Genomic DNA, 14,692 nt, shown 5'->3' on the forward strand with positions numbered 1-14,692 from the left:
TGACGAGGCGACGAGCGCGCTGGACGCCGAGAACGATGCGGCAATCGGGCGCGCCATCGCCGCGCTGAAGGGCCAGTGCACAATCCTGATCATCGGACATCGCGGTGCGCTGACCGGCATGGCGGACCGGATCGTCACCCTGCGAGGCGGGCGTATCGCCGAACAAACGGACCCGCACCCTTCCCGCAGCTAAACGCGCAATTCAGCGGCTATTCACGGCCTGAGCGGCATATAAGGCATCAATATGCGGCGAAATCACACCCCACGGCTTGACCATTCCTGAAGGCAGTCCATCTCGCCGCCTTCCCCCTTTTTCGATTTCAGTGGAGCATGTTTCGCATGACCCAAGCGTATCCGACCCCTCGTCCCCTGCGCCTGCGCGCCGCCAGCGTGATTGGCGCGCTTGGCGTCGGCGCGGCGGCCATGCTGCCCGCCCCCGCCATGGCGGCCCCGGCAGGCTGCGTGGGCGACACCAGCGGCGACAGCTGGGTCTTTCTGGAAGCGCAGGGCATGCGCAACGCCAAGGGCTGGCTGACGGTCAAGATCTACAACGACGCGGACGAGTTCCTTGCCAGCGGCGGTTCGATGGATGTCATCCGCGTGCCCGCCAAGCCCGGCAACCAGCGCATCTGCATGAAGCTGCCCGAGAACGGCACCTATGCCTTCTTCGTCTATCATGACGAGGACATGGACAAGAAACTCAACTTCAACTTCCTGAAGATGAGTCCGACCGAAGGCGGCGGCTTTTCGAACAATCCCAGCATGGAACGCATCCGCCGCCCCAGTTGGAAGGAAACCGCCGTGCGCGTCTCGCGCCCTGGCCTCGCCACGCGGGTGGCGGTGAAATACCCGTAAACCCCGCACATCTTTGCCTGACCAGCGGGGAAGTGTTAGCCCTGCCGGTATGAACCTTCACGCGACTCCGCCCGGCGACATCGGCTCCTCGATTGCAGAGGCGGCCGAGGCGCTGGGCGACGAGATCGCGGCGCTGCGCCGCGCGATCCATGCCGATCCCGAACTGGGGCTGGAAACGCCGCGTACGCTGGCCAAGGTGAAGGACGCGCTGGCGGATTTGCCGCTGGAATGGCGCGAAGGCCCGCAGACCACCGGCGCGGTCGCCGTGCTGAAAGGCCGTGGTCCCGCCACCGGCAAAAGGCGCCGCGTGGTGCTGCGCGGCGATATGGACGCGCTGCCTTTGGCCGAGGAAACCGGCCTTCCCTTTGCGTCGCAGATCACGGGCCGGATGCATGCCTGCGGCCATGACGGGCACACCGCCATGCTGGTCGGCGCGGCAAAGCTGCTCGCCGAACGCAGCGGCGATTTCGATGGCGAGGTCTGGCTGATGTTCCAGCCGGGCGAGGAAGGCTTTGGCGGCGGGCGCATGATGGTCGAGGACGGCCTGCTGACCGACGAACATGGCCCGCCCGACGCCTGTTTCGCCCTCCATGTCATGCCCAATGCCCGGCACGGCCAGATCGCCTGCATCCCCGGCCCGCTGATGGCGGCTTCGGACACTCTGCAGGTGGTGGTCAAGGGTTCGGGCGGCCATGCCTCCATGCCCCACGGCGCGGCCGATCCCATGCCCGTCGCGGCAGAGATCGTGACCGCGCTGCAGGCGATGGTCACGCGCCAGTTCGATGCGGGCGAGCCGGTGGTCGTCACCGTCACGAGGATCGAGGCAGGGCATGCCGACAATGTCATCGCCGATGCCTGCACCATGCGCGGCACGCTGCGAACCCTCTCGGACGAGACCCGCGCCCGCCTGCCGCAAGCGATCGAACGGCTGGCCACCAACATCGCTGCCGCCCATGGGCTGAGCGCGGAGGTCACGGTGAAACCGGGCTTTCCCGTCACCGTGAACGATCCGCGCGCCTTCGCCCTCGCCCGCGAGGTTGCGGTTCGCGAATTTGGCGCGGACAGCTTCGAGACGCTGAAACGCCCGCTGATGACGGCGGAGGATTTCAGCTATGTGTTGAACCATGCGCCCGGCGCGATGCTGTTCCTGGGCGTCGCGCGCGAAGGCGACGACTGGTCGCAGTGCTGCGGCCTGCATTCGCCGCGCATGCATATGGACGAGACTGCCCTGCCGCGAGGGGCCGCCCTGCTGGCGGCGCTGGGGCTGGCGGTCTTGCAGAAAGGTTTGCCCGCATGACCACGCGCGACGGCATGAACCAGCCCCGCATCGACATCGGCCGGGTGGAGGGCGACATCAACGCCATCGCGCGCTTCGGTTTCAACGAGGAGGACCGCGGTGTCTATCGCCAGGGCTTCTCGCCCGAGGACATGGCCGCGCGGCAGTGGCTGCGAGGCCGCATGGGCGAACTGGGGCTCGATCACCGCATGGACGGGGCGGGCAATGTGATCGGGCGTTACGACCCGGATGGCGCGGGCGCCGACAAGCCTGCCATCGTCATCGCCTCGCATCTCGATTCGGTCCCTGCGGGCGGCATATTCGACGGGGTGCTGGGCGTGGTCGCTGGTCTGGAAGTGATCCGCACCATGAAGGACGCGGGCGTCAAGCCGAACTACCCGATCGAGGTTATCGCCACCAGCGAGGAGGAAGGCCGTTTCGGCGGCATGCTCGGCGCGCAGGCGATGACCGGAAACCTGACCCGCGAATGGCTGGAAGGCGCGGCGGACGAGCATGGGCTGGCGCTGAAGGACGCGATGGCGGACGCGGGGCTGGATTATCTGCAGGCGCTCCACGCCTATCGCCGGCCCGAAACGCTGCACGCCTTTCTGGAACTTCATGTCGAGCAGGGTCCGGTGCTCGACACCGAAAACACCACCATCGGCGTGGTCGAGGGGATTTCGGGCGTGTTCAAATGGATGGTCAAGCTGAAGGGCAAGCCCGACCATGCGGGCACCGCGCCGATGCACCTGCGGTCCGACGCGCTGATGGGCATGGTCGATTTCGCGCATGAAATCCCGCGCATCATCGACGAGGAAGGCACCGACAAGAGCCGGATCACCATCGGCCATGTCGCGCTGAAACCCGGATTCCCGCATACCGTGCCCGGCGAGGCGGACTTTACCATCGTGGGCCGCGATCTCGACGAAGAGGTGATGAAGCGGCTGGCCGACAGCTGCCGCAAGGTGCTGGAATCGATCTCGCGCCGCCACGGTCTGAAGTTCGATTACGAACAGATGAGCTGGCTTGCCCCCGCCTATTGCGACGAAGGGATCGTCGCGACGATCGAACGCAACGCGAAAGCGCTGGACTACAGCTACAAGGTGATGCCGTCGGGCGCGGGGCATGACGTGCAGTTCTTCACCGCTCTGACCCGCACCGGCCTGATCTTCGTGCCCAGCGTGGGCGGCATCAGCCATGCCCCCGACGAATGGACTCACTGGACCGATGTCGAACGCGGCGTGCAGCTGTTGTGCAACTGCGTCATGGAACTAGCCTGCGCGCCGGAGCGCGTTAACCCTTTGGAACAATCGGTTTCCCGCTGATCGCGCACGATTTGTCGCAATGGTGGCAGCAAATTAGAGAAATCATATCTCGAAAGGGTTGATGGCCTTGCCACATCTGTCTCGCAGGGGGATGAAAGGTCTCCCGGGGGCAGGTATTTTCAAGGTTTTACTTATCGAACTCGGTTAATTTCGATTTATCCCCTCGCCCCCATGGCCAAGCGAAGGGAAATTCGTATGAGACAATTCGATCGTGCTCGCCGGACCGGCATGCTGACAGGCACCGCGTTTGCAGCATTCGTCGCGATGACCGCGCCGCAATCCGCCATGGCGGAGGAATGCGTGATGGAAGATTCGGGCTCCGCGACGCAAAGCACGCAGGGTGCGACAAGCAATGGCGCCACTGCCACCGCTTGCGGAACCGAAGCTTCTGCCAACAGTCCCAACAGCACCGCCGTAGGCTATCAGGCGAAGGCCAATCTGACGTCAGCCGTCGTGCCGACCGGTTTCACCGACGGTGCCGTGGCGTTCGGTGCCCGCGCTGTTGCCGTGGGCTTCGATACGATCGCCCTTGGCAATGATGCCCGCGTTGGAACCGTCGATGGCACCGCCGGCGGCAATACGACTTACGGTTTCGCCGATTTCAGCACTGCGGTTGGCGCGGATTCGCGCGTCAGCGGCATTATGTAGCAAACGCACCAATGCGTAGATGGTTATCCATCTGCGCGATGCTGCTTGTCATCGTTTGTGGTGCAAAGCCTGTATGGGCGCTAGGTGCTGATAGTGTATTCGCCCATCGGCATGAACTTAGCCCGTTCGGTCGTGAAGTTCTTGTAATCCGTATCGAGCAGCGAAAACCACCGTTCACCTACGGTCACGGCGTAGGCTCGCTTAGTAAAATGCCATTCATCGTCAGTGCTGGTGCGATATTTGGCAGTTGCCACCAAAAGTATCGAGACTTCCTTCTCGGCTTCGATGTGCTGGATAGCGTCCACCAGTCGGTAGTTCTCACCAGCACCACCCGTTATGGCTTCCCCTGGGATTATATTCGTGGGCCTTCGCTCTTTGGCTTCACAGCTGGCGAAAAGCGTCTCGGCTCTCGTATTCGAGGGATGGTAGATTTTAAGCGCGGCCGAAAGTTTAACATCAGCCGCTACTGTTTTCCCGATGTTACGAAAATCGCACTCCCACCTAATATTAAGCCCCTTTTTCTCATAGGCGGCATTAGCAATTTTAGGCTCAACAATGATCCAGGCGCGCTGCGCCGCCTCAGCGATTTCGTTCGCTCGGACCATCGCCTTAGTAGCATCGCCAGTGTCTTTGACGGCTTCGCGAGTCAGAGCGATCTGCCAAAGCAAAAGGCTAGAGCCGATTACGGCGACCCAGAAGCCCCACTTTGTCCAAAATGCACTATCTTCGGCAGCATTGGCCGACTTCCACTGAGCGCAAAGGTCGCTTTCGCTCTCGCTTTTTGGATCTTCGCAGGGGGTGCGATTTGGGAAGGTTTGGGGGCCTGAGTGGCAGAAAGGGCATCCGGCCACTGTGGCTTGCTATCGGCCTGGCTATAGGGCTGATACCGTTTTTGCTCGGTATCGTTTGACGCCATTGTCATGGCACCCAAACCGAAAGCTATTAGAAGTGCCGCTAGTCCTGCAAGTGCAGCGACGAACAGCCGATTGCTGTCAGACATTGAATGAGAAACACCGCCGTGAATTTACCCCGGCTGATCTTGTTCCTGATATTCGGCTCGGAGTCCATCACGCCAATGTCAGCCAACTTGCCGACCAGATCGGCATAGGTGACGTTCCGCCGCTTCAATTCGGCTTTCAGAAGGCCCTTCACGCGGTCCTCCCATTCCTTTTCCTGCACAGGCATTGCTATCTCCGATGATGCTTTATGTCATCATAGGCGATACGTTTATCCTTGACAACAGTGCATAGTGTCATCATATATAGTGCATAAGCACTGGAAACGATGACATGGCACAACACTTTCTCCTCTCCGCAAAAGCCCGCAGCCTCTCTTTGAAGGCGGTTTTTCGCATGGGCGAAGATGCGGCCTATCAGACCTTCTGCCATCTTCGGTGGCCTGAGACGGAAGGCGAAGCCGTTTGCCCACGTTGTGGCTGTGTCGAGACTTACAACATCGCCACCCGTCGCAAGTTCAAGTGCGTTGCCTGCCATCACCAGTTCAGCGTCACCAGCGGCACGATCTTCGCTTCGCGCAAGCTGTCGTTCACCGATCTGCTGGCTGCTATCGTGATCTTCGTGAACGGTGCCAAGGGCATCAGCGCTCTGCAGGCGAGCCGCGATCTGGACGTTCAGTATAAGACCGCCTTCGTGCTGTTTCACAAGCTGCGCGAAGCGATGGCCCGCGAGCTGGCCGACACCAAGCTTGAAGGCACGGTCGAAATGGACGGGGCTTATTTTGGCGGTCACGTTCGCCCTGCCAATCGCAAGGAAGATCGCAAGGATCGCCGCCTTGCCGTAAACCAGACTGGCAAGCGGCAGTGCGTTGTCATCATGCGCGAGCGTGGCGGTCGTGCGCTGCCCTTCGTGGTGCGCCAGGAAGGCGATGCAGTGCCCTATGTGCGCGACCACGTTGACAACCTTGCCGTGATTCACGCTGACGAGGCTTCAAGCTGGGATGCGCTTCACGCTGGCTGGCAGGCATGGCGCATCAATCACTCGCTGGCATATTCGGCTGAGGGTGCCTGCACCAATCAGGCTGAAAGCTACTTCTCGCGCCTTCGCCGGATGGAAGTCGGCACCCATCACCATATCGCTGGGCCGTATCTCTATGCCTATGCAGGTGAAGCTGCATGGCGTGAGAACAACCGCCGCCAGTGCAACGGTTCGCAGGCTATGATGGTGGCTGGTTCGGCTATGGAAGCGCGTCAGAGCCGCCAGTGGTCGGGATACTGGCAGCGCTGAAATTGCGATGATCGCAATTTTGCGTTTGCAATTTCCGAGTGAAAAGAGAACAAGGGTGACGGTCCGCCGCGAGTTTGGTCAACAAACCGCGTTAGCGGCTAGGGTATGACCGGCAGTGGGCACAGACGTGTTCCACTTTGCCAAACCGAATGCGGGTGTAGCTCGTTACTGACACCGCCTTCGGCCAACTGCATGCGATCCGCATAGTCAGTCTCCTGCAGGGGTCCGGGGTTAAAGCCCCGGGCTCCGGGGTCGCCCCATGCGCCCCGGGCGGCATCAGCGCGCCATGGGGTCAAGCAGAAGAAAGACGGCGGACCGTCGCAAACCTTATGAGGTTGACGGGCCGCGAAAGTCGAATCGAATCTCCGAATGAATCGTGAACACTAGTCGAACAAGTTGAAGCCGTGATCTTTATGCAACATATTTGCGTAAAGACATAAAGTGCTGGTTATATAAGGGAATCTTTATGTGACGGCTAAAGGATCTCCGACCATCACCCAAAACCGCCGGTGCCCCTTGTCATCGGTCTGCCGCACCTGCCCCGCCTTCTTGAGCCTGCCTAGAGCCGCATAGGTGCGATCCACCATGTTCTGACGCATACGCTTGTCGCGTGGATCAATCCCGCGAGCCTGCATCACGAACTCGGTTACCTCTATCGTCTTTAGCGGTTTGTCAGCCTGTCTCAGGCAGGTGAAGATGTGGCGGGCCATCTGCCCTTCCGGTGCCGCGTGTAGGGCTGGAACGCGCTTTACGCTGTCTCTGAGCGTAACGTCAGGATCGAACACCCTGATAGCGCCTTCGATGCTGGCAAGGTCTGCCTCAAGCATCGCTATGCTGTCTTTGGCTATGGTGATGTCGCGAAGGATTTCAGCGCGCTTGTTCGCCAAGCCGTTTAAAATGGGGTCTGTCGTCATACGCGATACATAGCGCATAACCGGTGATGGCATCTATCCGCACGTTGGTGCGTTTGCTACATAATGCCGCGCGTCAGCGCCGCATTCGGCACCGCCATCGGCAAGGTCGCAACCGTGTCGGCGCAAGGCGGCAGCGCCATCGGCGCTTACGCGCGCGCATCGGGCGTCAACGGCATCGCCTTTGGCAGCGACGGGAATCTGAACGACGGCTCCCGCCTGGGCGCCGACGCGTCCGGGACCAACTCCATCGCCATCGGCACCAATGCCGGGGCCACCGCCGAATCGGCGACGGCTATGGGGACCGAGGCGAATGCCGGCGGCGGGTTCAGTAATGCCATCGGCTTCCGCGCGCAGTCGGCGGGCTTGCGCTCCACCGCAGTCGGCAATTTCGCCAGCGCCGCGGGCCGCGATGCTGCCGCCTTTGGCCGGGCTGCCAACGCATCGGGCATCCTGTCGGGCGCGTTCGGTTATGAAGCGACCGCCAGCGGCGGCCGCGCTGTCGCCATGGGCACCCAGGCCGTCGCCAGCGGATCGGCTGCTGTCGCCGTGGGCACCTCCGCCGTGGCCGCGTTCAACAACTCGACCGCTGTCGGCTATCAGGCGACGACGACCGATGTGAACCAGGTCACGCTGGGCGGCACCGGGTCGTCGGTGCGGGTCGGCGATATCGATGCCTCGACGGCTGCGCAGGAAGGGCAGCTCTACTCCGTGACCGTCGACAACGAAGGCACGTTGGGCAAGGGCAGCGCGCTGGCGACCGGCCAGCAGGTGGCCTCGCTCGCCACCCAGATGCAGGCGGTGGCGGCGGTGTCCGATGCGCAGTTCGCGGCGCTGCAGGCCGATGTCGACACGCTGGGCTTCCAGCTTGACGACCTCGACGAAAGCACGCGCGGCGGCATTGCCTCGGCGATGGCGCTGGGCGGCCAGATGATCGTGCCTGACAGCACGATCTCGGTCTCGGGCAATGTCTCGACCTATCGCGGCGAGCAGGGCTTTGCCGGCTCGGTCGCCGCACGGGTCGCGCCGCGCATCTATGTCTCGGGGGGCATTGCGGGGTCGACCGCGAAGAACTCGACCGGCGGACGCGTGGGCGTCGCGCTGGGTTTCTGATACTTACCAAGTGCAAAGAAAGGGGCGGGCGCTTTCACGAGCGTTCGCCCCTTTCGCTTTTCAGGCCGCGAACAGGCTCCACAATTGCTGCCCCGCCAGCACGGCGAAAAGCAGCGCCGAACCTGCCAGCGTCAGGTTCGACAGCCAGCCATTGCGCGCCTCGGCCGGAAAGTCACGGCGGTTCAGCAGCCATAGCAGAGTGACCGCCAGAAACGGCATGAACAGCGCGCCGAACGCGCCATAGATCACCGCCAGCAGGAACGGCTGCTGCGCATAGAGCAGCAGCATCGGCGGAAAGGTCAGCCACGCGGCATAGGCGCGAAACGGCGCGCTGCGTTCGGGCGGGCCTTCGGGCAGGGGCCGGTCGAAGAACTGCACGTACCAGTCGGCAAAGAACAGGCTCATCCCGTGCCACACGCCCAGCACCGATGAAAAGGCGGTGGCCGCGAAGCCGACGAGGAAAGCGGCGGCAATGAAGCGTCCAAAGCGCGCCTCGAGCACGTTGGACAGGTCCAGCAGGCCGCGGTCCCCGCTCTGCAGCGCGATGCTGGCGGCAAACAGCAGCTCCGCGCCGACGATCATCATGGCGACGACGAAAATGCCGGTCAGCACATAGGCCAGCGCATTGTCGATCCGCATCAGCGGCAGCCAGCCGGTGCCGTTCCAGCCCTTGGCCTGCGCCCAATATCCATAGGCGGCGGTCGTCACCGTGCCGCCCACCCCGCCGATCAGCCCCAGCGTATAGAACAGCGAATTGTCGGGCAGTGAAAAGGCAAGGCCCGCCAGCACCTGCGGGAAATCGGGCGCGGCCAGTATCGCGAGCCCGACGATGATGACGAACATCAGCCCGACCAGCAGCTTCACCAGCACTTCAAGCCGCTCGTACCGGTTGAAGAAAACGAAGGCGAAACCGGCCAGACCCGTCAGGATCGCCCAGCCGGTCAGCGGAATCGCCGGGAATAGCGCCGCCAACGGCAGCGCGGTCGCGCTCATCGCGGTGGCGCCATAGATGAAGCCCCAGACCACGACGTAAATGCCGAAATACCAGCCGGTCCAACGGCCCAAGGATTGCCAGCCCGCCAGGATCGTCGATCCGGTCGCAAGGTGATAGCGCGCCGACCCTTCGGACAGCGCGATCTTGACGATGCAGCCCAATATCGCCGCCCACAACAGCGCATAGCCGAAGCGCGAACCCGCGATCAGCGTCGCAACCAGATCGCCCGCACCCACGCCGGTGGCGGCCACGACGATGCCGGGGCCGATGTGGCGCCAGAGGCTTCCCGACGGCTGCTCGCTCATGCGGCGATCAGATCAGTTCCTCGATCGCGTGGAGCGCAATCGCGTGGTTGAGGATGATGTCCTTGCGCGTGTTCGCGGTGTGATCGTCGGACTGCTTGTATTCGGCGATGCTGGCGCGCAGCTTTTCCTCGTCGAAGATGCCGTGCTCGGCGATCTTGTCCGACGACAGCCATTTGTCCAGCAGCAGGTCGATCTCGCGCCCCTTCTCGTCGCTGGTATGCGCGGGCGGGGCCATGAAGGCGAATTTCTCGCGCTTGTAGAGCACTTCGGGCAGCACATGCTTCATCGCCTCGCGCACCACCCATTTCTCGATCCCGTCGCGGATGCGGACCGATGGCGGGATGCGCATGGCCAGTTCGGCGACATGATGGTCGAGGAAGGCGGGGCGCGATTCCAGGCTGTTGGCCATGTCGACGCGGTCGCCGCCCCAGTTGAGGATCTGGCCCTCCAGCATGGTCTTGATCCAGCTGTATTGCACCTTATCCAGCACATGCCGCCCGTCGAGCATCGACTTGTCGAGCGAGTAGGCGATAGCCGCGACCGGGTCATAGCCGTCCAGCTTCGCCACGAATTCGTCCGACAGCAGCGGCTTCACCCGTTCGTAGACCAGCATCCATGGCTGGATCCAGCTGGGGGTGAAACCCATCACCTCCTCGAACGCGGGATGGCTGATCGTCTCCTCGGCCAGCACGCTGCCCGAGAAGATCTTGTTGCGCTCCTTCATCTCGGCCCCGGCGGCGCTTGTCGCATAGGCGGGGTCGTGGAGGAAATAATCGGCCTTGAACTGGGCATAGCCGCCAAACAGCTCGTCGCTGCCCTCGCCCGTGATCACCACCTTGTAGCCGTTTTCGGTCACGTGCTTTGACATCAGCATCTTGGCGACGCCCAGCGTGTTGTAGAAAGTGCGCTCGGAATAATAGACCGCATCCTCGAAATTCTGGCCGTAGAGATCGGCGGCGGACACCCGCAATATGTCTTGGTCCGCGCCGACCATCTCGGCCATTTCGGTGGCGATCGAGGTTTCGTCATAGCGCGCATCGTCGAAGCCAATGGTGAAGGCCTTGACGGGAGATTGCTGGATCGCCGCCGCCATGCCGAGGATCGAGCAGCTGTCGATGCCGCCGGACAGGTAGCAGGCGACCGGAACGTCCGCCTCCAGCCGCAGGGCGATGGATTCGACCAGCGCCTTGCGGACATTCTCGATATGCTCCTCGTCGGGAAGTTCGTCATGCTCACCGTCGAGCGGGAAGTCGGCGTCCCAATAGCGGCGCTCTTCCACCGCGAAGCCGTCGCCGTCGCGGCTGACGATCAGCATGTGGCCGGGCTTCACCGCCTCGATCCCCTTCCACAGCGTCATGCCGGGGACCATCACCTGCATCATCTGGTGCAATTGCGCGCGCGGATCGAGTTCGCGCGGAACATCGGGATGCGCCAGCATCGCCTTGATCTCGCTGCCCCAGAACACGCCCGCCTCACCCACATGGCAAAACAGCGGGCGAATGCCGAACCTGTCGCGCACAAGGATCAGCTGCTGCTTCGCCTCGTCAAAGATGGCGAAGGCGAATTCGCCGCGCAAATGGTGCACGAAATCAAGGCCATGCTTGTGGTAAAGCTTGATCGCCAGCTCGCTGTCCGACTTGGTGTTGAAGTCATAGCCATCGGTGCGCAGCAGGCCACGAATACGCTTGTAGTCGTAGAACTCGCCGTTCGCGGTCAGCACCATACCACCGGTGCCGTCGCTCTCGCGGCCGAAGATCGGCTGGTCGCCTGCGTTCAGCCCGATGATCGACAGCCGCGTATGGATCATCGCCAGCGCATTGCGCGCATCGATATGAAAGCCGCGCCCGTCGGGCCCGCGGTGATACAGCGCGTCGGCCATCTTCTCGGCACGGATAACGGTTTCGGGGTGATGGGAGCGGGCCCATAGCCCGGCAATTCCGCACATCGGGGCGTTCCTTTACTTGATGAGTTCGCGGGGCACGATGTTGCGCACCCGCCCGAAAATGGCGAGCAGCAGCGCCTGCCGCAGCCAGACCGCGCCATCCGCCTGGTTGAAATAGAGATTATGGTCGGTGTCATCGAGGCAGGTGCCCAGCTCTTCCCCGCGCGCCAGCGGGTGCAGGATGACCGTGTCGGTCTTCAGCTGGCTTTGCGAGGACAGCGAAAACTCGTCGCCGAAGAAGCGGTAGCCGTCGCCCAAAAACGCGATGGCGTTCATGTAGATGACGTCGAGATATTCGAGGCTCTGCTTCAGATTGCGGCTGAAATCGAAAGTGATCGGGCTGGCATTGGTCAGCGCGCGCAGTTCCGCACCCAGCGGGTCCGCCATTTCCGAGAAGATCGTGATATGGTTGATGTTCTTGTGGAACAGCAGCGCCAGCGTAAGGAAGCTCTTCACCGTGCGCATATTGCCCGGCGTGCCGATGATGCCGATGGTCAGGCGGAACTGTTCGGGCAAGGTGCCGAACGCCAGCTCGGGCCGCCATTTCATCAGCGCGTACCAGTCGGCCAGCGCCTGCGTCGGATGTTCGTCCGACCCGTTGCCGCCATTGATCAGCGGGATGCGCATATATTCGGTCAGCTGCTGCAAGGCCTGCTGCTGCGTATGCCGCACCACCACGACATCGGCGTAGCTGTTGAACATCTGCCCGATGTCGCGCATCGATTCGCCCTTGGCGACGCCGGTGGTCTTGGCGTCGGCCACGCTCAGCGTCTTGCCGCCGACGTGGAGCATCGCGCTTTCGAACGAGAGCCGCGTGCGGGTGGACGGTTCGAAGAAGGCCGCGGCCATGATCTTGTCGTCCAGCGCATGGCCCGCCGGAAACTTGCGCAGCTGAAGATAGGCGGCCAGCTTGGACAATTCCTGCATCAGCGGCAGATCGAACTGCGCCGCCGACAGGATCGAGCAATTGTGCAGCCGGTCGAGCACGTCGAGGTCGAGCTTTGGCGACATGGCGAGCAGGTCATGGGGATCGGGGCGATTGCCCAGCACCCCCGCCTTGCGCTGCGGATCGGCGCGGTGGTCCAGCTGGCTGGCGGATTGAATGTCGTTCACCAGATCGACCCCGATTTCGCATCGCGCAGCAGCATCGCGCCCAGCGCAAGCGCGGAGATCGCGCACCAGATCAGCGCGGTCCAGACCGCGAATTCGAGGAAACCTGCAGAAAAGCTCATGAGTCCTCCTTCAACCGCGCCCAGTCGAACCGGTTCCGGTTCAGCGCGCAGGCCGCCAGCATCCAGACCATGGACACCGCGGTCGCGATGGTCGTCGCGACGAACCAGCCGATGGTGAAATAGCATATCAGCCCCGCGCCCGCGCCCAGCAGCATCGCGCCCAGCGCGCCCGCCGTACTGGCGCTGCACCAATAGAGGCCGGTGATGATCGGAAAGATCATCGCCCCGACCAGCGGCCCGGCGAAAAACAGCACGCTGGCCAGCGTCCCGATGCGCGGCGCGCATAGCGCCCATGTCAGCAGCCCCAGCGCCAGCGTGATCCACTGCGCCGCCGATTTCAGCGCCGCGGGCGAGGCATCGGGGCGCAGCAGGCGGCGCCAGATATCCTCGGTCACCAGATCGCTGGTGGCGGCGAGCAGGCTGTCGATGCTGGAGGCGAGCGAGCAGAACACGATGATGAAAATGCCGATAGCCCCCGCCGTGCCCAGCACCTGCGCGATCACCAGCGGTCCGACCATGTCCGCGCTGGGCACCGCGACGCCCAGCGCGCCCGAGGCGAGCGCGATGAAGCCAGCCGCAACGGGGATCGGCAACCACACCAGCCCGCCGATGAAGAACGCCTTGCCGCCCACGCCTTCGCGGAACGCAAAGGCGCGGCTCCACCAGACGTTGTTGTGAAACACCTCGCCCAGGCCGAACAGCAGATTGTTGAAGATCGCCATGATCGCGGCGGGGAACAATACGTCGAGCAGCGCGGGCTTGTTCGCGGACAGTTCGGCGTGGATCTCGCCGACGGACACCTGGCTGAGCACCGCGAATCCGGTGATGACGATGCCAATGATGATGATCAGCGTCTGGATGAAATCGGTGCCGATCACCGCCCCCAGCCCGCCGCGCATCGTATAAAGCACGCAGACGCCGAGGATGACCGTCATCCCCCAGACATAATCGATCCCGGCCAGCGCCTCCAGCAAGATGCCGCCCGCCATCGCCATGCTGACCAGCCATGTCAGCGAATAGAACAGGGTGAAGATCAGGAACACCGCCCAGGTCGCGCGGCCATATCGCAGGCGGAAGAAATCGCCGCTGGTATAGCCATGCGGCATCAGCGTGCGGATCCGCACCGCCAGCGGCGCGAACAGCATCAATCCCAGCGAGGCGGTGGAATAGGCGATCATGCCCCACACCCCCAGCTCCAGCGCGAATTGCGGAGCCAGCATCGTTGTGTTCGACGTGATCCACGTCGCCGCCGCCGTCGCCGATCCCAGCGCCAGCCCGACATTGCGGCCTGCCAGCGCATGATCCTCGAAGCTCTTGTTGCGGCGGCCCCAATAGATGCCCAGCCCGACCCACAGCACGCTGAACCCCGCCAGCAGGATCCAGCCCAGCGTGGGGTCGAGGAAGATCGTGCGTTCAGCCACGGCGCGCACCGCGCAGGATGATCGCCAGCACCATCAGGAACACGACCCCGCCCAGCAGGGTCAGCAGCAAGGCGCGGGTCAGCGACTGGTGCCGCACCTCGACCATGATGGTGTCGCCCGTGCCGCTGTCCTCGCCCACCAGTTCGGCGCGGTAATCCCCGTCGGCAAGGCCGGAAACGAACAGCCTGTCACCCTTGCCGCGATAGATCGGGCGGGAACGGCCATTGTCGCCGGTGATCGTAAGGCGTGTCGGTTCGAACGCCTGCCACTCGAAAGTGACTTGCCCGGTATCGCTGGTCAGCGGGCCGGTTTCGCTGAAAGTGGGCGCATCGGGCCACGCTTCGCCGGGGGACTGCTGGGCCGCGGCCGGAAATGGCGCGATAAGGAGCGCGAATGCCATGAGGGCGATGGCGAGCAGCGCCAACCC

General features: G+C 63.0%; 16 protein-coding genes. 7 read left to right on the forward strand and 9 right to left on the reverse strand.

Going from position 1 to position 14,692, the window contains the following annotated elements; translation table 11 throughout:
* From AC4FIJ_RS13310 to AC4FIJ_RS13330, 5 genes are all read left to right on the forward strand, one after another.
* The coding region (locus AC4FIJ_RS13310) for a hypothetical protein (protein WP_490337195.1) at nucleotides 1–193 on the forward strand (193 nt) is incomplete at its 5' end.
* A 146-nt stretch (nucleotides 194–339) separates the two neighbouring features.
* Nucleotides 340–855 (forward strand): DUF2141 domain-containing protein, encoded by a 516-nt coding sequence (locus AC4FIJ_RS13315; protein ID WP_490337196.1) that lies wholly within the window; start codon nucleotides 340–342, stop codon nucleotides 853–855.
* A 49-nt stretch (nucleotides 856–904) separates the two neighbouring features.
* A complete protein-coding gene (locus tag AC4FIJ_RS13320; protein WP_490337197.1) occupies nucleotides 905–2,152 on the forward strand; it encodes a M20 metallopeptidase family protein in 1,248 nt (415 codons plus the stop codon).
* Nucleotides 2,149–3,456 (forward strand): Zn-dependent hydrolase, encoded by a 1,308-nt coding sequence (locus AC4FIJ_RS13325; protein ID WP_490337198.1) that lies wholly within the window; start codon nucleotides 2,149–2,151, stop codon nucleotides 3,454–3,456. The genes AC4FIJ_RS13320 and AC4FIJ_RS13325 overlap by 4 nt, the downstream gene beginning before the upstream one ends.
* A gap of 195 nt (nucleotides 3,457–3,651) precedes the next feature.
* A complete protein-coding gene (locus AC4FIJ_RS13330) occupies nucleotides 3,652–4,104 on the forward strand; it encodes a hypothetical protein (protein ID WP_490337199.1) in 453 nt (150 codons plus the stop codon).
* Nucleotides 4,105–4,184: 80 nt separating this feature from the next.
* Here AC4FIJ_RS13330 and AC4FIJ_RS13335 read toward each other — a convergent pair whose 3' ends face one another.
* Together AC4FIJ_RS13335 and AC4FIJ_RS13340 are read right to left on the reverse strand one after the other, a co-directional pair.
* Complete coding sequence (locus AC4FIJ_RS13335; RefSeq protein ID WP_490337200.1) at nucleotides 4,185–4,955, reverse strand: hypothetical protein; 771 nt, start codon at nucleotides 4,953–4,955, stop codon at nucleotides 4,185–4,187.
* Between the two features lie 103 nt (nucleotides 4,956–5,058).
* Nucleotides 5,059–5,289, reverse strand: a complete 231-nt coding sequence (locus AC4FIJ_RS13340) for a DUF6471 domain-containing protein (protein ID WP_490337201.1) — start codon at nucleotides 5,287–5,289, stop codon at nucleotides 5,059–5,061.
* Between the two features lie 104 nt (nucleotides 5,290–5,393).
* Here AC4FIJ_RS13340 and AC4FIJ_RS13345 point away from each other — a divergent pair, with 104 nt between their 5' ends.
* Nucleotides 5,394–6,347, forward strand: coding sequence for an IS1595 family transposase (locus AC4FIJ_RS13345; protein ID WP_490337202.1), 954 nt, complete (start codon nucleotides 5,394–5,396; stop codon nucleotides 6,345–6,347).
* Nucleotides 6,348–6,811: 464 nt separating this feature from the next.
* On the opposite strand, the gene AC4FIJ_RS13350 is transcribed toward AC4FIJ_RS13345, so the two are convergent.
* A complete protein-coding gene (locus AC4FIJ_RS13350; protein ID WP_490337203.1) occupies nucleotides 6,812–7,261 on the reverse strand; it encodes a hypothetical protein in 450 nt (149 codons plus the stop codon).
* A gap of 63 nt (nucleotides 7,262–7,324) precedes the next feature.
* Between AC4FIJ_RS13350 and AC4FIJ_RS13355 the strand changes: the two genes are divergently transcribed.
* On the forward strand, nucleotides 7,325–8,371 hold the full coding sequence (locus tag AC4FIJ_RS13355) for a hypothetical protein (protein WP_490337204.1): 1,047 nt from the start codon (nucleotides 7,325–7,327) through the stop codon (nucleotides 8,369–8,371).
* Between the two features lie 60 nt (nucleotides 8,372–8,431).
* Here AC4FIJ_RS13355 and AC4FIJ_RS13360 read toward each other — a convergent pair whose 3' ends face one another.
* Genes AC4FIJ_RS13360 through AC4FIJ_RS13385 form a run of 6 tightly spaced genes read right to left on the reverse strand, consistent with a single transcriptional unit; the run spans nucleotide 8,432 to nucleotide 14,665 of the window.
* Nucleotides 8,432–9,670: an Nramp family divalent metal transporter gene (locus tag AC4FIJ_RS13360; protein ID WP_490337205.1), complete on the reverse strand. Its 1,239-nt coding sequence runs from the start codon at nucleotides 9,668–9,670 to the stop codon at nucleotides 8,432–8,434.
* Between the two features lie 7 nt (nucleotides 9,671–9,677).
* A complete protein-coding gene (gene asnB, locus AC4FIJ_RS13365) occupies nucleotides 9,678–11,615 on the reverse strand; it encodes an asparagine synthase (glutamine-hydrolyzing) (protein WP_490337206.1) in 1,938 nt (645 codons plus the stop codon).
* A gap of 12 nt (nucleotides 11,616–11,627) precedes the next feature.
* A complete protein-coding gene (locus AC4FIJ_RS13370; protein ID WP_490337207.1) occupies nucleotides 11,628–12,725 on the reverse strand; it encodes an aspartate carbamoyltransferase in 1,098 nt (365 codons plus the stop codon).
* Nucleotides 12,722–12,844: a hypothetical protein gene (locus AC4FIJ_RS13375; protein WP_490337208.1), complete on the reverse strand. Its 123-nt coding sequence runs from the start codon at nucleotides 12,842–12,844 to the stop codon at nucleotides 12,722–12,724. Before AC4FIJ_RS13375 ends, AC4FIJ_RS13370 begins: the two co-directional genes overlap by 4 nt.
* Nucleotides 12,841–14,265, reverse strand: a complete 1,425-nt coding sequence (locus AC4FIJ_RS13380) for a sodium:solute symporter family transporter (RefSeq protein ID WP_490337209.1) — start codon at nucleotides 14,263–14,265, stop codon at nucleotides 12,841–12,843. The genes AC4FIJ_RS13375 and AC4FIJ_RS13380 overlap by 4 nt, the downstream gene beginning before the upstream one ends.
* Nucleotides 14,258–14,665, reverse strand: a complete 408-nt coding sequence (locus tag AC4FIJ_RS13385) for a hypothetical protein (RefSeq protein WP_490337210.1) — start codon at nucleotides 14,663–14,665, stop codon at nucleotides 14,258–14,260. Before AC4FIJ_RS13385 ends, AC4FIJ_RS13380 begins: the two co-directional genes overlap by 8 nt.
* Nucleotides 14,666–14,692 lie beyond the last annotated feature (27 nt).

The sequence above is a fragment of the Croceicoccus sp. genome (genome assembly GCF_983967925.1).